Consider the following 13,094-nt stretch of genomic DNA (forward strand, 5'->3'; position numbering starts at 1 on the left):
TGGCGAGGAAGGCGGCGCGAATGGCCAACTCGATCATTCGCGCCGTAGCGATTGCGATCAGGCCCTCTGGCTTACCGATCACGCCATCTTTGATGAATTTCCTGTCTAGGTCGCCTTGAGATCGGGCGATACCAGCGGCGACCTCCACCGCTTCCCGAACCGCCTCGGCTCGCGCGGCCCTCGGCTTTCTCGGCGCGATCAAATAGACGCTGGTTCTCTTGCGCGTAGCTGTCGCATACCGCGTCACTGGAACGGATCGTCTCCACTTCGCGGGCCTCGGATGCGGCGAGGGCGTCGGCGATGTCCCACTTGGCTCCGTACCAATCGATACGAGGGCAACCGCCGGTTTGTCCGGTGTGCTTTCGCAGAATGTCCTCAGCTGTCCGCTCGATCAGTTCCGCCGCCTCCCCCGGCGATGGGGGTGCTGTCGGGGCGCGGAAGGCTTCAACGATGAGCAGCGCTCCATACCGCGAGAAGCTAAGGGCTACGCATTCGTCATGCGGCTTTGCGGCCAGCCTTCGTTCGACATAATCGGCCAAGCGGTTTCTGTCCCTCTCGACCTCGTCCCTCGTCCCTGTGGGGGCGGGGCCGGGGGTCGAGCGGAGCGCGGCTGCGATATGCCGGCACTTCTCCGCGTTCGATACGTTCGACCAAAATGCTGCATCCTCGCCGCCTATAGGACGATGCTCAAAGTAGGTGGCCGTTTCTGCGGCGAATACCGCCAGACGCTCGTTCTCCGCGCTCATCGGGCCGGCTCTGCGGTTGGAGGGGCGTCCCATTGACGTCGGTTCCAATCGGAAAGCCGGGTGTCCATCTGCTCTTCTGTCTCAGGTGGATGGTGGCGATCCTCGCAGAAGCGGAGGTAGCATCGTAGCCAATGCCCCCTGACCAGGAGATCAGGGTGCTTATACCCAAGTATCTCTGCGCCGTGAGATAGGTGGGCAACATAATGGTGAGGCAGGCAATCAATTACATCGAAGAATGGATTGAGGACCTGTTCGTCCCAGGCCGCCTCACTAGACATAGATGCCATCGACATGAAGCTGTCGGCCGCTTCACCGACCTGAAGCCACCTCCCATATTTTGCAGCGCAGAGCACGGTAGCCCGATAGTGGCGAACAAGATGCTTGCACTCGTGGTGCTTCTCAACACCATCGGGTCCGCGTAGGGCTAGAATAAGGACCGACTGCTGTTGAAGCGGCAACTCCTGGAACCAGTCGGGAACAACACTTGTCCGGGGCCTCCACCCGCTCTCCTGCGCGGCCAGGGTACCGAGGGCGGCGGCAGCCGTTTGGCATATCTCTCTTGCTTGATCCGATGACACGATGCCTTCCGGCTGCATCGTCCAATCGGGGCCTTCAACGCGCCACCGCCTGCCATTCGGGTCGCAAACAGCCTGGACATCGCTCGGCTCCGTCACCGCTACGGCCGTAGAAGGTACGAGAGCGGCTAGAAGAGACTTGCATTCAGGCGCGTCGAACCGAGCGACAGCGTTCCCGCTACCTGCAACGTGCCTTAGGACATCCAGAATATCGTCTTTCACCGCCACGGCCGGCCCGGAGAGGCGAGCTTCGTTGATGTGGTCGACTATCGCCTTCCCGCGCAGCGCTGCATCCCGCTCCCCCCTCAACTGCTCGACGGTGGCTAGGGCCTCCTCCGCGCGGGCCTTCTCGGCGGCGAGTTGGGCGTCGCGCTCGGCGAGGGTGGTGCGGAGAGTGTCTATGTCATTAAGCAAAGGTTGAAAGACGAGGCTCATGCCGTTAGGCGCAGAGCGCAATGCGTTCCGCTGGTCGTTCGACATTTCCAGCTTCGGCTCCCCGGCCACCTCCCCGCCTGCACCTTCGACAGGAAGGGCACAGCTCCGTCCGTCCGACAGTTCAAGCGCAACGCCGCGCTGGCCGTGTTCCCAGGAGATGAGGTGGGCGGAGAGGATGGTGACGGGCTCACGGTCACCGTAGAGGGCCATCACAGCGCGGGCGTGCGACCGGATTTGCCGCGTTTGCTCTGCGGCCTTACCGTCGGGGAAATCTCTCGCGACCCTCAGGGCGCGCTCCCACTCCGCGTCGGCCAGGCCTGAAAAGCGATCGTTCCAGATCGCGCGAGCAACCTCGTTCTCGCTCGGCGCCACCCCCTTCTGCCCCGCATGGGCGCCCTCGGCTCGAGGCGAGTCCATCGGGACAAGCTCTCCGTTCGGCATCATGAGGTTCATGGCTGTTCTCCGGAAAGGGCTGCGAAGCGGAGCGGCCGAAATCCCGAGGCCCGGTTCTGCGGCTTGGCCGGCTGTTTCGGGCGAGACGGAATGGAGCCCTTCCGAGCGACGGGTTTGCCCTCGGCTCTGGCGAGCAGCTGCCGGCGGAACTCGGCCTCGCGTTCCTGGACCCGCTCTGTCTTCGCAATTCGGCTCTGGTCGCCGTTGAAGGTCAGGCTGAGATCACTCTCGCCGCGGCGGCCGGTGGTCTTGACCTTATGCTCGGCGTCCGGTCGCCACACGAGGCACGAGGCGTCATGCTGGTGCGGGACATGCTCGCCCGTCTCAGGATCGATCGGGCGCAAGCCGAGCGCGGGATCGTGATCGAGTTCGAGCCGTTCGACCTCAAAGCCCTTCTCGCGCATCAGCGCGGCAAGCTGGCGCTTCGCGACCTCCAGCTGGACCTTGATCGGGACAACGCGGCGGGGTTCGGGCTTCATGCTGCCCTCCGCCCCTCGTCGGCGAGCACGGCAGGCGCGACATCGATCATGCCGGCGATGATTTCGAGGACCGCATCTTTGCTGCGCTGAAAGTCGGCCTTGGCCATCGCCCGCTGCGACTGGCTCTTGGCCGTCCAGCGCGTGACGGCGGCGCCGTCGACGGTCACAACAGAGAATTCGTCGACCGGCTTCAGGAACTGAGCCAGCCGGAGAGCCTCAGCCCGGGAGCCGGCGACGAAGGTCTGGCTGTCAGCGAAGCCGGCCTTAATCAGCGCGTATTTTCGGAGCCGCTCCGGAGTCGGAAAGCGCTCAGACAGGTGCTCCGGCAGGCTCTGCCAGCCCTGCTTCACCGCGGCGAAGTAATGCCGGTGCGATGCGCTGGACCGGTCCTCGTGCTCGACGAGGTTGTAGGTCAGGCCGACGACGAGAGCCTTGTCGGCGCGGCGGGCCCAGTGACCATTCGCCGGCACAAAGGCCTCGCCGTCCCAGTTGAAGGCAAGCGGCTCGATCATGCGGCACCAGCCGTCGCGCGGGCCGCGATCCTGGCCTGGGCCGCATCGAGCTCGTTCCGGATCTGAAGCGCCTCGCCCTTCAGGTTTGCCCAGAACTCCTTCAGCGGCGCGCGGTTCTGATTGCGCCAGTCGGCGATGACCTCGGCGTCCGCATCGGGCCTCTTCTCGATCGCCGCGACGAAGGCCATGATCCGGTCGCTGATCTGGCCGAGGGGCACCTTCTCGACCGGGCTGCCGTCGAGCCAGTCGATGAAGATGCCGGGGCCGCCGATCTGAGCCGTACGCTCGGCCACGGCTGCCTGCTCGGCGATGTCCATCGCGCTCGCGCGGTCCATCTCCTCCGCGACGTAGACCCCGGCCATTTCCTCGGGCCAGCCCATGCGGAGGGCCTTCGCCTCGGCCACCTTGGCGAGCTGCCCGCGGGGCATCTTCGCCCACATGCTCTTCGGATCGAGCACGGCTCCGGCATCGCGGCCATCGATCTTGACCTTGCGCTTCTTCGGCCTGCCCGTGTCGGGCCACGTCTCGCCGGTTTCCTCCCAGCGAAACGCGTCCGGGTTCTCTTCCGTGACGGGGGCGTATTCCTTCCAGTAGGCCTCGGCCTCGAAGTCGAGCACCTGGCCGTGGAAGAACTTCCGGACGGTGACGGTCGCCTTGACCAGCCCCTCCGGATTCGTCGGTGCGACGAGCGTCTCGTCGACCTCGAACACGGCCGGTTTCGCACCGGGCAGGTAATCGCCGGTCCGGAACGCGATCGAGCGATAGCCGTCGATCGCGACCACGATGACGACCTTGCGCTTCTGCTCGTCGTTTGGGCTGTAGACCATGTGGTAGATCTGCCGCTTCCTCGGATCGAGGTTCAGCGACCGGCACAACCCGATAAAGACCTCGAACTCGTCGTTCGTGGCGGCCGGGGCGTACATGCGCTTGATCAGGCCGAGGATGCGGCCATCGTCGAGCGGGTGTGACGCCGCGACGGAGCGGGTCGGCAGAATGGCGAGAGCACCCATGGTCACTTCCTCCTGATCGTGAGGGAGGCGCCGCCGTTCGAAAGGCTGGCGCCGGGAACTTCGGGGTGAGCGGCGTCGGCAGCCTCCAGCGCGGCGCGGCGCTCGTCTTCGTCCGTGATGGCCGCGGCGGCGGCGCGCGCGGCCGCACGGGCCCGCAGTGCTTCCGTCAGTGCCTTGCGGTCGAGGATGGGATCGGCCGGCCTCCAGAACCGTGACGGCAATTCGGCTTCGTCGGTCACGATGACCTTCGGTGCCACGCGCGAGATCGAAACCGTTCCGAGAGCGGTCTCCTGCTTAGGCAGGCCGGCGCCTTCCAGGGCCGAGGCCATCAGGAGCCGCAGCGTCTCCTTGCGCTTGGCGTACCGCTCCTGACGGGCGGAGAGGTCGTCCTTCCTCGCCTTGATGGCTGCGATGAAGCTGTCGGCCTCGGCCTCCTGCTCAAGGAGTTCCTCGAACAGCTCCTTGAAGCCCGTCTCGCTCTCGATCGAGATCTTGAGATATTCGGGCTCGGTCTGTCCGAGGGCGGCGAGCTGATCGCGAACGAGATTGACCGCCGCCGCTTCGGCCTGGACGCGTTGGGCCGCATTCATCGGCCGTCCCCGCGGCCGACGTCGGGGACATCGCCATACGGCTCATCGTGCGGGCATGGCCGGTACTGGCCGAAGGGCCAGCGGGCCACGATGATGGTGCCGACAAGCAGGATGGTGAGCAGCGCAAGGCCGCCCTCGGGAGAGAGCGGCGGTGCCTCGAACTCGATGGCGCGGGACGCGGCGGAGACGGGGAGCGCGCCGGCTACGGTCGCGAAGACCGCGCCGTAGGCGACGATGAAGGCGAGCATGTCGCGGCTGGCGCGGCGGGCCATGCGGCGCTGGATGAGGCGGGCCGGGGTCATGCCGCCCTCCTGAATTCGCGATCCTGCCGTCGGCGCGCCCAGAACCGGCGCACCTCGTCTTGCGCGAGGCGGTCAAGCGCCTCCGTGGTCAGGTCGGCCAGATCGAGAGCGTGGCCGAGAGCCCGGCCCTGCCGGTCTGCGATCTGGGCGCGGACGCCCCAGCCTTTCAGAAAGGCGACGAGGCGGCTGCGGAGAACGGGCTCGACATCCTCGCGGATGTGGACGGTGTGGCGGCGACGCGTCATGACCGGCCCTCCGTCTTGGCGATAGCGGCACGCGCATGATCCCAAGCTGTCGCAGTATGGAAGTGAGCCCCACGCTGTTCGACGAGGGTTAGGAGTGCGTCCAGTAATTCGGGCGCGGCGGCGATCAGGCGGGCGTTGGCTTCCGTCACCGTGGAGCGCGCGCCCCAGGCGATACCGGCATCCCATACGACGACGTAGTTGCCGTCGGATCCGCGAAGCTGGCCACGGCGGTCGCGCTCCCAAGGTCCAGGCGTATGCGCGGCCATCAAGCTGCCTCCCTCTGGAATTCGGCCGGAAGAGCCGCGGCGATCGCAGCGCCCAACTCGGCTGCGATGCGGGCCCGCTCGGCATGCAGCGCGGCGCGCTCGCGACGAACCATGTCGGCCGGAAGGTGGCGAGCGTAGTCGAGAGCCGTCAGCTTCGACCCGAGGTCGAGATATGCGACCTCACGAGGCGACTTGCCGAAGCGAGCAGCTTCCTCGCGCGCCATCTGGCGAACGATCTCGGTTTCCATCTCGCGGCGGCGGGCGAGGTAATCGGCCGGGAGATGGGCGTCGCGGGCAAGGCCGCGTTCGACCTCGCGGGAGATGGCCGCTTCGTCGGGCTGGCCGGCTGAGGTGAGGAGGCTGGTCATGACCGCACCTCCCGAACGAGGCGGGCGATCTCAACCGGGATGAAGATCGCGGCGAGGAGAAGGGCGGATGAAGCGCCAAGGAAGGAGGCGAGCATGGCTCAGGCCTCCGAAAGCATGCTGGCCAGAGAGGCGTCGAACCGCCTCTCGTAATCGGCGGCTATCCGCCGAGCCTCTTCGCCGGTGGCGCGCTCGTAGTCGGCCTTGATCTCGGCGAGCCGCTTTGTCGAGATAGCGACTTCGTAGCCCTTGGCCCGAAGCCGCGGCGTGAGGCTGGGCGCAACAACCCAATTACGGGTGCCGAGCGCTTCGGCAATCCATTCGCTATGAGGTGAGGTGGTCGGCATGTGCGGCGTCGTCCGGTTGGAACGACGTCACTATGACGCGGTCAATGTCCCGCGTCAATCATAAACGGGACATGTCCCGCACATTTCTTTCGGACCGTGCGGCGACTCAGCCGCACCTGCGACCAATTGACTCCAATAGCTCAAGGAGAACAAAATAGGAACATCGAGCCAGGGAGAACGCCCGTGACGTTGATGTTTCCGCCTTCATCGCACCGTGCCACGGCGCTCGCGCCGGTCACGGTGGCCAGGCGCTTTCGCCTGCATCTACGCTGTACCGAGTGCGCGAAGGAGACCTATCCGGAGATCGAGCTGCTCGATGAGCCTCATGATCCCGCAACGGAAGACGACTTCTACGCGAGCGGCGCGGTCAACAAGCTCGAGCCGTGCTGCGAACGGTGCGGAGGTGGCGGCGTAACCATTCTGCGCATCACCTATATCCGTAAGCCAATCGACGCGTGAGGGGGCGGGCTATGTCTGCAGCTCTTGCCCCCGTTTGCCGTATTCCTCCGGCCCGCATGTCAGCCGACGAGGCGGAGACACTGGCTGCGCGGGCGCTTGGGGCAATCGCCTCAGATGAAGCCCGCCTGCACCGCTTCCTGAGGATCTCAGGGCTGGAAGCCAGTACGATCCGGGCCGCGGCCCAGTCCAGCGCCTTCCTCCTCGGGGTGCTGGACTACGCCGCTGGAAACGAAGGCGTCCTCTGCATCGTCGCTGCCGAGCTTGGCGAGCATCCCAGTGTCATCATGGCGGCGCGGACCGCCTTGGCCCCGAAGATTGAGCAACCGCCTCAGCCGGCTCCGAGCGGTTCCATCCTGATCCTCTGCGAGGCATGCGACCGTGTCGAGATGCGGCGCCGCCGAGACGTGATGTACGCACCGCCATCAGCCGTGCGCCTGCGGCTGCCCCGCTGCGGGCCATGCGGCGGCGGGTTCGATCAGCCGGAGACGTGGCTCGACGCTCAGGGTCGCGAGGTCGGATGATCCTTGAGCGCGTCTCCTGCGGCCGCACGGGCGACGAGCCCCGCTGCATCTCCTGCCAGCACTGGGACGAACAGGATCCGGGCCCGAACCGGCTGTCCCGCGAGCGCGCGATCACGCTTGAGCACGGCGATTACGCTGGTCTCGGCGGCCGGTGCCAGCTCCGGGACCACGGCGCGATGAGCAAGGGGTGGTGCAGGGAGTGGGATGGCGCAGAAGTCAGCACAGCCAAAGTGAGCTTCATGCCATAATCGTACTAGGCGTTCAGCTTAGTTTCTTCATTAGAAGTGCCGGCACAAACGAAAAGGCCCCGCTTTGGCGGGGCCTTAGCGTTAATCAGGAGCAGCGTTAGCCAGTTTCCTGCGGCGGAGTTGATTGCCCGTCTCCACGCGTGGCTGGGGGCCTCGGATGAACGCTCGATCGACGGACTCCCTCAGGAGTTCTTGGTACTCGCGCGAGTGATCGAACCGAGGCAGCTGGTTGCCCGCTACCCTCGCCACTGTCGGGCGTCGGTGAGTCGCCGGGACCTGAGTCTTTGACTTTTTCAGCTTCATCGTTTCCATCGTCATTGAGATACTCCAGAAGATCGGCCTCTCCCTCGTCGAGTGGGGTCAGCGCTTCTTTGCCAAGAGCCGTGATTAGTTCGGCCATGTCGCCGTCCGCAGAACTAACATTACGGAACAACATAACGGCCTCAATAAGGTCAATCACGAACTCGTGGGACGGATAGCCCCTTAATAGTACATTGATAGGATCAACACCGATGTCGGCGCGCAGGTTCCTGCCGTACAAATCAAGTCGACTGGCATAATCTTCTGCGATCCTTACAGACCGATGAATTTAACCCACCTTAATTGGATCAAGTTGTGCCAAAATCGGCTGAACAAGACCGATTGTGATTTGCGCTGCAATGTCGGCAGCGGTCTTAAACGTAACAGCCCCATAAGACTTCTTCTTTAGACCGAGCATATAGCCTTCGAACATCTTGAACGACGCTCTGTATAGCGCGTCGAACGCGGAATCTACGGCCAGGCCGGAATCCCGCTCCCCAATCTCATCGGGCCGTCTCAGCTGGACGTCGATTGGACCAAGCTCTCCCTGCTCTCCGAAAATCAGCCTATTAGCACCTACGCAGAAGAGCGTGCCGGCGCTTTTGCACCAGCCCGGAATAACTACCACTACCTCGTCGTACTTCATTTGGATCGAGCGGCAGGTCCGGTAAGCGACGTCAGCCAAGCCACCCTCGGTAATTAGGATGACGTATACTTTCGGCTTAATTTGCTTTCGGCCACGAATTAGTTCTGGCAGGTCAGCTCCAATGGCAGAAAAGAACGGAGCGTTGATCAGGATAACGTCAGCGTCATCGTCAGCTGAAATCCTGTTCGCCATGTCCTTGACACGATCCGCGTCGCCGCTCATTCGGCACTCCTCTTCCATCGAGAGGTAGCCGCAATTCGGGCGATCTCGGTCCGGCGTTCAGGGCTAAGGTTTGCAGCTCGCGCCTTTCCACCTTTTAAGCCGCCACGCCGGCCGAGCAGCACAGCTGCCGCGTTCTTGCCGTCACCCAACTGATCGTTGCTCACAGGCTTGCCGTACAGCTCGCTAGCAGCGACATCTGGCGAACGGGGATTCCTTGTTGCTCTGCTCATGACGACTGAAGCTCTCTCACATCCTGCTAATGCGCTCAAGCATAAATCGGTGCGGAAAAGTTAGTTTCAAGCCGGCCTGTGGGGAATTCGCCGCACCTCAATCACCTCTCCCTCGTCCTCATCGAACGAGACGGACAGGAGGTCGTAGGTGGACTCGTCGGCCGCCATCGCATCGTCCAGGGCCGCGAGGAAGGCGGCGTTTGGAGCCGGGAGGGACATCACGATGCCCCGCTCGGGATCGGTACGGGCATGTTGTCGAAGACGAACCGCACGAGGCTCAGGATCTCGACAACTGTCGTGTCACTCGGGTCACGATCACCCGGCACTACGATCGGCTTATGAGCGGGATTGTCAGACCGCGGCACGAACTCGGTCCGATCCTCTAAGAGGCGGATCTCTTTGACCGAGCGCTCTCGCATCTGTCCGTCGTCGCGCGTTCTTTGCACGACGACGTTCATCCCGTTGACGGGCCGCAGGCCGGTGTCCTCGAATGCGACGCAGATCACGTAGTCACCGTCGCGAATGGGTCGCGGCTCAGCCCTGTTCATCGAGTCGCCGCCGACCCGGTAGGCAATCTGACGAGCGAACGGGAAGTCGGGATCCCGGGGTGCCGAGATGACCTCGCCCTGGTCGCCGTCATAGACGTCAACCTCGACCCAGTTGCCAGCCTGCACACGGCCGTCGACACGAGCGAGGGAGAAGCTGCGGTTGGCCGGGGCTAGGTCGGGACGCTTTGGCGGCTCGTCGTCGTTCGCGCCGGAACCGTAAGCGAGCCACTCCGGCGTGGTCTGCAGTCCCACCGCAAGCTTCTCAATTGTCTCCAGCGTGATCGAGTTCTCAGGTCGGCGGAATATGTCCCGAATGGCGTCGGCACTCATGCCGGAAGCCAGTGAGATCGCGCGGGGAGACTTCCCGAGCGTGTGAACGCGCTCTTGGATTCGGGCTCTAACCTGGTCAGCCATGGGCGGGATAATACCCGCGCATCATTTTCGCTGAGAGCGGGATGTTTCCCGTTGACACCTGCGGTCAATGTCCCGCATACCATGCGCCGACATGGCCAGCATCACCCATCTCCTTCGCCTCGTCGAGGCATTTTCTGCAGCACGCGGCGTCTCAGAGGCCCGCACCTCGACCCTCGTGTTCAACGACGGCGGCAGGATCCTCGATCTCCGCTCGGGTCGTGACATCGGAACCCGGCGGCTTGATCGCGCGATCGTCTGGTTCTCCGACCACTGGCCGACCAACGCGGCGTGGCCCCCCGACGTACCCCGCCCCGCTCCCGCTCCCCAAGAGGTCGCGGCATGAGCGCCGACATCGCTGACACCGGCGTGGCTGACGGCGATCTGCGGCAGTTCGTGGATCGCCTGCTCCGCCTTCACGAGGAGAAGGACGGCATCGGCGAGGACATCAAGGATGTCTACGCCAAGCTGAAGGGCCGCGGCTTCGACAAGACCGCGATGGGAGCGCTCATCAGCCATATCCGCCGCGTCGCGAAGAACCCTGAGGCCGAGCAGGAGAAGTCCGCGCTCTTCGACCTCTACTTCGAGGCTTGGCAGCGGTCGTCGCACACGCATGCGCCTGCCGGCACGCGAGCAACGAGCGTGCCAGCCGCTCGCGCCACTGAAACGGCTCGCATCGAACCCGCCCCGGTAAGCCCCGGCCCGGCAGAGACCAGCGTGTCGCAGGAGCGCGGGACGCGCGCTCCAGGGGAGGTGCATGGCCGAGAATGCGCGCCCACCTCCCCAACCCATTCGCCCGACGCGGCGTCCGAACTCCCAGGGCCCGGCGTGGCCCCAACTGCTGCATCTGTGGAGCAGCCGTCCGACGCCGGCACCCCAACGGAGGAGGCCAGCCATGAAGTAGCGACCCCGGCACACGGAGCGGGCGAGGGACAGCATGCCCCCGAGGACCCCGCTCCGGTGCAGCCGAGGCGCTCTCCGGCCGACCGGCCGCTCGCCCCGCTTCGTGAAGGCGGCATCACGTTCCGCAATTTCATTGAGGCTTACGGCTGGCCCCCTGAGGAGGTGCAGGCCCGCTACCAGGGCTTTGCTGGCGAGCCGTCGCCTATCTCGGCCGCCGTTCTCCGGGCCGCCTGACATGCTTCCCGTCCGCCAAGGCACGCGCGTCGTGCTCACCGCCAACCGCTTGGTCACGGTCGCCCCGGGCCGCTGCCGGCCGCTGCCGTTGTCATGGCAGGAGGCAGACGGCTCGCACTGGCGTCTGACGCACGACGGCCCGATCCGCATTTCGGGACCAGCGAAGCCCGGCGAGCGTCGCCAGCTCGTCGCGATCCCAGCCGAGGAGGCCTGAGTGGGCGCGCCCGGCAAATTCCACCTCATCGAACCCCGGCTCACGTTCCTCCCGAGCCGGCAACCTCGGGCTGTCCGCCTTCGTGGCCAGACGCCCGTCTTCTCTTCGCGCGGTCCGGGTGCCAGCCCTCGCCGCGAAGTGTCTGCTGCTGTCCATCAAATCCAGAACGTAGCGGTTCCAGCCGCCGCGCTCGCCCGCTTCGCTTCTGTCCTCGGCCTCCATTCCGATCCGCTCCTTCCGATGTCCTCAAGACATCACGAAGGGCTGACCGGATGCGGACAAATCCTGACCGGAAACGGACAATGTTGACGGCGACCGACGGAATAGAGCGGGCGAGGCCATTCGCTGCGGCTCTGGTTGATCGTGAAGAGCGACGGACCGGCAAGCGCATGAGCGCCTATTCCGTCGTCGCAAATTCGCTCGGCGTCTCAGAATCCTGGTTGCGTAAGCTGATCGGCCGACAGCCCGTTGTGGTGGCCGCTCACGAGTACCTGAACCTAGCCGCTCTTTACGTTCGCTTGTGCGAGCGGATCGAGGCGGAAGCAGAACACGAGCGGCGGCGCGCGGCGGCGCTGCGGGAGGCAGCCCATGCGGCTCTTGAGAGCCATCGCGGCGTGGTGGCGAGCACGCCGCGACCGGATCGAAGCTGAGCGAGCGAGGAGACCGTAGATGGCCAAAGCCAAGGAAAAACCCGCCGAACTGCCGACGCTCGACGTCAAGCTGAAAACGGCCGACCTGCTCAAGGCCGTCAACACGATCATGCTCGCGGTCGAACGCCGGACCACCATCCCTATCCTCAACTACGTGGCGATAGAGCCGGCCGCGGACGGCATTCAGCTTCGGTCGAACGATCTCGACATGGAGGTGGTGACCAGGGTCCACGGTGAGGTCGACGGCATCGGAGCGCTTGCTCTGCCCGCGCGCCGCCTCCGCGACATCCTCCGCGTCGTGTCGCACATTCCAGACCTCACAATCCGCATGGACGATAGCGGCCGCGCCCACCTCACGGCAGGCAACATCACCGCCGTCCTTTTCTCGCTGCCGGCCGACGAGCTGCCTCGCTCGAACACGACGGCGGCTCCCGCCTTCACGGCCCTGATCGGGGAGGGAGCGCTCGACTGGCTGATTTCTGGTGTGTGGCACGCCGTCTCCAACGAGGAAACGCGGTACTATCTGAACGGCGTCGCGATCGAGGTCGACGAGGACAAGGTTCTCGCCATCGCCACCGACGGGCACCGGCTCGCGACGCGGTCCATCAGCCTCTCAGCGCCAGTCGGGAAGCACGCCGTCTTCATTGTCCCGCGTGCGGCGGTCGCTGCCGTTCGCACTCTGGCGAAGGGGCGGCAGGTCGAGATGTCGCTTCTCGGCCGTGGCCATGCGCGCTTCGCCTTCGGCGAGACGGTGTTCTCGACGAAGCTGATCGACGGGACCTATCCCGATTGGCGCCGCGTCGTTCCGAAGCTGGCCGCCAACACGGTCGACATCGAGATCGCCGACATTCGACGTGCGGAAGCCCTCATGCGCGTCCGCGGCGACGTTGCGCGTCCTTGCCGAGTCGCGCCGGACGGCGACGGCGTGACTTTGTCAGCCAATGACCCGGGAGAAGGCGAAGTCTCGCTCGTTCTGCCCACGACGATAGCTGGGACGGTTCCATCGTTCGGGGTCAATCCGAAGTACCTCGCCGACAGCGCCAACGCGCTCGCCGGGACCGGAGCGACGAGCATTCGGCTGCACGTCGAGAATGCGGGCGACCCGATCATCGCCATGCCCGTCGGCCGAGACGTCGCCGGCGAGATGCACCTCCTCATGCCGATGCGGGTTTGAGGGCAGCGT

General features: G+C 64.8%; 22 protein-coding genes. 7 read left to right on the forward strand and 15 right to left on the reverse strand.

What is annotated here, in order from left to right; genetic code table 11:
• Positions 1-71 precede the first annotated feature (71 nt).
• From ACFE87_RS06665 to ACFE87_RS06715, 11 genes are all read right to left on the reverse strand, one after another.
• Entirely contained in the window at positions 72-746 is a 675-nt protein-coding gene (locus tag ACFE87_RS06665; protein WP_375458845.1) for a hypothetical protein, read from the reverse strand.
• Complete coding sequence (locus ACFE87_RS06670) at positions 743-2,209, reverse strand: hypothetical protein (protein WP_375458846.1); 1,467 nt, start codon at positions 2,207-2,209, stop codon at positions 743-745. The genes ACFE87_RS06665 and ACFE87_RS06670 overlap by 4 nt, the downstream gene beginning before the upstream one ends.
• The gene (locus tag ACFE87_RS06675) at positions 2,206-2,688 is read right to left on the reverse strand and encodes a hypothetical protein (protein WP_375458847.1); all 483 of its coding nucleotides are present in this window, start codon (positions 2,686-2,688) and stop codon (positions 2,206-2,208) included. The genes ACFE87_RS06670 and ACFE87_RS06675 overlap by 4 nt, the downstream gene beginning before the upstream one ends.
• On the reverse strand, positions 2,685-3,200 hold the full coding sequence (locus tag ACFE87_RS06680; protein WP_375458848.1) for a hypothetical protein: 516 nt from the start codon (positions 3,198-3,200) through the stop codon (positions 2,685-2,687). Before ACFE87_RS06680 ends, ACFE87_RS06675 begins: the two co-directional genes overlap by 4 nt.
• Complete coding sequence (gene bet / locus ACFE87_RS06685; protein WP_375458849.1) at positions 3,197-4,210, reverse strand: phage recombination protein Bet; 1,014 nt, start codon at positions 4,208-4,210, stop codon at positions 3,197-3,199. Before bet ends, ACFE87_RS06680 begins: the two co-directional genes overlap by 4 nt.
• A 2-nt stretch (positions 4,211-4,212) precedes the next feature.
• The gene (locus ACFE87_RS06690) at positions 4,213-4,800 is read right to left on the reverse strand and encodes a siphovirus Gp157 family protein (protein WP_375458850.1); all 588 of its coding nucleotides are present in this window, start codon (positions 4,798-4,800) and stop codon (positions 4,213-4,215) included.
• Positions 4,797-5,102 carry a hypothetical protein gene (locus tag ACFE87_RS06695; RefSeq protein WP_375458851.1) on the reverse strand — a complete coding sequence of 102 codons (306 nt, stop codon included), beginning with the start codon at positions 5,100-5,102 and terminating at the stop codon, positions 4,797-4,799. Before ACFE87_RS06695 ends, ACFE87_RS06690 begins: the two co-directional genes overlap by 4 nt.
• A complete protein-coding gene (locus ACFE87_RS06700) occupies positions 5,099-5,347 on the reverse strand; it encodes a hypothetical protein (RefSeq protein ID WP_375458852.1) in 249 nt (82 codons plus the stop codon). Before ACFE87_RS06700 ends, ACFE87_RS06695 begins: the two co-directional genes overlap by 4 nt.
• A complete protein-coding gene (locus ACFE87_RS06705; protein WP_375458853.1) occupies positions 5,344-5,613 on the reverse strand; it encodes a hypothetical protein in 270 nt (89 codons plus the stop codon). Before ACFE87_RS06705 ends, ACFE87_RS06700 begins: the two co-directional genes overlap by 4 nt.
• Entirely contained in the window at positions 5,613-5,981 is a 369-nt protein-coding gene (locus ACFE87_RS06710; protein WP_375458854.1) for a hypothetical protein, read from the reverse strand. The genes ACFE87_RS06705 and ACFE87_RS06710 overlap by 1 nt, the downstream gene beginning before the upstream one ends.
• A 98-nt stretch (positions 5,982-6,079) precedes the next feature.
• The gene (locus ACFE87_RS06715; RefSeq protein WP_375458855.1) at positions 6,080-6,325 is read right to left on the reverse strand and encodes a hypothetical protein; all 246 of its coding nucleotides are present in this window, start codon (positions 6,323-6,325) and stop codon (positions 6,080-6,082) included.
• Between the two features lie 183 nt (positions 6,326-6,508).
• Here ACFE87_RS06715 and ACFE87_RS06720 point away from each other — a divergent pair, with 183 nt between their 5' ends.
• The 3 genes from ACFE87_RS06720 to ACFE87_RS06730 are packed head-to-tail and all read left to right on the forward strand — an operon-like array spanning position 6,509 to position 7,553.
• The gene (locus ACFE87_RS06720) at positions 6,509-6,784 is read left to right on the forward strand and encodes a hypothetical protein (protein ID WP_375458856.1); all 276 of its coding nucleotides are present in this window, start codon (positions 6,509-6,511) and stop codon (positions 6,782-6,784) included.
• A 56-nt stretch (positions 6,785-6,840) separates the two neighbouring features.
• Positions 6,841-7,305, forward strand: a complete 465-nt coding sequence (locus tag ACFE87_RS06725; protein ID WP_375458857.1) for a DUF3572 domain-containing protein — start codon at positions 6,841-6,843, stop codon at positions 7,303-7,305.
• A complete protein-coding gene (locus ACFE87_RS06730) occupies positions 7,302-7,553 on the forward strand; it encodes a hypothetical protein (protein WP_375458858.1) in 252 nt (83 codons plus the stop codon). The genes ACFE87_RS06725 and ACFE87_RS06730 overlap by 4 nt, the downstream gene beginning before the upstream one ends.
• Before the next feature lie 589 nt (positions 7,554-8,142).
• Here ACFE87_RS06730 and ACFE87_RS06735 read toward each other — a convergent pair.
• The 3 genes from ACFE87_RS06735 to ACFE87_RS06745 form a co-directional block, all read right to left on the reverse strand.
• Positions 8,143-8,721, reverse strand: a complete 579-nt coding sequence (locus ACFE87_RS06735; protein WP_375458859.1) for a hypothetical protein — start codon at positions 8,719-8,721, stop codon at positions 8,143-8,145.
• 296 nt (positions 8,722-9,017) lie between these two features.
• Complete coding sequence (locus tag ACFE87_RS06740; RefSeq protein WP_375458860.1) at positions 9,018-9,173, reverse strand: hypothetical protein; 156 nt, start codon at positions 9,171-9,173, stop codon at positions 9,018-9,020.
• The gene (locus ACFE87_RS06745) at positions 9,170-9,829 is read right to left on the reverse strand and encodes a LexA family protein (protein ID WP_375458861.1); all 660 of its coding nucleotides are present in this window, start codon (positions 9,827-9,829) and stop codon (positions 9,170-9,172) included. Before ACFE87_RS06745 ends, ACFE87_RS06740 begins: the two co-directional genes overlap by 4 nt.
• Before the next feature lie 175 nt (positions 9,830-10,004).
• Between ACFE87_RS06745 and ACFE87_RS06750 the strand changes: the two genes are divergently transcribed.
• Both ACFE87_RS06750 and ACFE87_RS06755 read left to right on the forward strand, forming a co-directional pair.
• The gene (locus ACFE87_RS06750) at positions 10,005-10,256 is read left to right on the forward strand and encodes a hypothetical protein (protein ID WP_375458862.1); all 252 of its coding nucleotides are present in this window, start codon (positions 10,005-10,007) and stop codon (positions 10,254-10,256) included.
• Positions 10,253-11,047, forward strand: a complete 795-nt coding sequence (locus ACFE87_RS06755; protein ID WP_375458863.1) for a GapR family DNA-binding domain-containing protein — start codon at positions 10,253-10,255, stop codon at positions 11,045-11,047. The genes ACFE87_RS06750 and ACFE87_RS06755 overlap by 4 nt, the downstream gene beginning before the upstream one ends.
• 91 nt (positions 11,048-11,138) lie before the next feature.
• Here the strand turns inward: ACFE87_RS06755 and ACFE87_RS06760 are convergent, their stop codons facing one another.
• Positions 11,139-11,483: a hypothetical protein gene (locus ACFE87_RS06760; protein ID WP_375458864.1), complete on the reverse strand. Its 345-nt coding sequence runs from the start codon at positions 11,481-11,483 to the stop codon at positions 11,139-11,141.
• Between the two features lie 80 nt (positions 11,484-11,563).
• Between ACFE87_RS06760 and ACFE87_RS06765 the strand changes: the two genes are divergently transcribed.
• Together ACFE87_RS06765 and dnaN are read left to right on the forward strand one after the other, a co-directional pair.
• Positions 11,564-11,911 (forward strand): hypothetical protein, encoded by a 348-nt coding sequence (locus ACFE87_RS06765; protein WP_375458865.1) that lies wholly within the window; start codon positions 11,564-11,566, stop codon positions 11,909-11,911.
• A gap of 19 nt (positions 11,912-11,930) precedes the next feature.
• Entirely contained in the window at positions 11,931-13,085 is a 1,155-nt protein-coding gene (gene dnaN, locus ACFE87_RS06770; protein ID WP_375458866.1) for a DNA polymerase III subunit beta, read from the forward strand.
• Positions 13,086-13,094 lie beyond the last annotated feature (9 nt).

It is taken from the genome of uncultured Enterovirga sp., assembly GCF_964242715.1.
Taxonomy (GTDB): Bacteria; Pseudomonadota; Alphaproteobacteria; order Rhizobiales; family Beijerinckiaceae; genus Enterovirga.

Coding starts and splice junctions, on each gene's coding strand:
- ACFE87_RS06665 (WP_375458845.1), bottom strand. CDS start 746: ATGAGCGCGGAGAACGAGCGTCTGGCGGTATTCGCCGCAGAAACGGCC.
- ACFE87_RS06670 (WP_375458846.1), bottom strand. CDS start 2,209: ATGAACCTCATGATGCCGAACGGAGAGCTTGTCCCGATGGACTCGCCT.
- ACFE87_RS06675 (WP_375458847.1), bottom strand. CDS start 2,688: ATGAAGCCCGAACCCCGCCGCGTTGTCCCGATCAAGGTCCAGCTGGAG.
- ACFE87_RS06680 (WP_375458848.1), bottom strand. CDS start 3,200: ATGATCGAGCCGCTTGCCTTCAACTGGGACGGCGAGGCCTTTGTGCCG.
- bet (WP_375458849.1), bottom strand. CDS start 4,210: ATGGGTGCTCTCGCCATTCTGCCGACCCGCTCCGTCGCGGCGTCACAC.
- ACFE87_RS06690 (WP_375458850.1), bottom strand. CDS start 4,800: ATGAATGCGGCCCAACGCGTCCAGGCCGAAGCGGCGGCGGTCAATCTC.
- ACFE87_RS06695 (WP_375458851.1), bottom strand. CDS start 5,102: ATGACCCCGGCCCGCCTCATCCAGCGCCGCATGGCCCGCCGCGCCAGC.
- ACFE87_RS06700 (WP_375458852.1), bottom strand. CDS start 5,347: ATGACGCGTCGCCGCCACACCGTCCACATCCGCGAGGATGTCGAGCCC.
- ACFE87_RS06705 (WP_375458853.1), bottom strand. CDS start 5,613: ATGGCCGCGCATACGCCTGGACCTTGGGAGCGCGACCGCCGTGGCCAG.
- ACFE87_RS06710 (WP_375458854.1), bottom strand. CDS start 5,981: ATGACCAGCCTCCTCACCTCAGCCGGCCAGCCCGACGAAGCGGCCATC.
- ACFE87_RS06715 (WP_375458855.1), bottom strand. CDS start 6,325: ATGCCGACCACCTCACCTCATAGCGAATGGATTGCCGAAGCGCTCGGC.
- ACFE87_RS06725 (WP_375458857.1), top strand. CDS start 6,841: ATGTCAGCCGACGAGGCGGAGACACTGGCTGCGCGGGCGCTTGGGGCA.
- ACFE87_RS06730 (WP_375458858.1), top strand. CDS start 7,302: ATGATCCTTGAGCGCGTCTCCTGCGGCCGCACGGGCGACGAGCCCCGC.
- ACFE87_RS06735 (WP_375458859.1), bottom strand. CDS start 8,721: ATGAGCGGCGACGCGGATCGTGTCAAGGACATGGCGAACAGGATTTCA.
- ACFE87_RS06745 (WP_375458861.1), bottom strand. CDS start 9,829: ATGAGTGCCGACGCCATTCGGGACATATTCCGCCGACCTGAGAACTCG.
- ACFE87_RS06750 (WP_375458862.1), top strand. CDS start 10,005: ATGGCCAGCATCACCCATCTCCTTCGCCTCGTCGAGGCATTTTCTGCA.
- ACFE87_RS06755 (WP_375458863.1), top strand. CDS start 10,253: ATGAGCGCCGACATCGCTGACACCGGCGTGGCTGACGGCGATCTGCGG.
- ACFE87_RS06760 (WP_375458864.1), bottom strand. CDS start 11,483: ATGGAGGCCGAGGACAGAAGCGAAGCGGGCGAGCGCGGCGGCTGGAAC.
- ACFE87_RS06765 (WP_375458865.1), top strand. CDS start 11,564: ATGTTGACGGCGACCGACGGAATAGAGCGGGCGAGGCCATTCGCTGCG.
- dnaN (WP_375458866.1), top strand. CDS start 11,931: ATGGCCAAAGCCAAGGAAAAACCCGCCGAACTGCCGACGCTCGACGTC.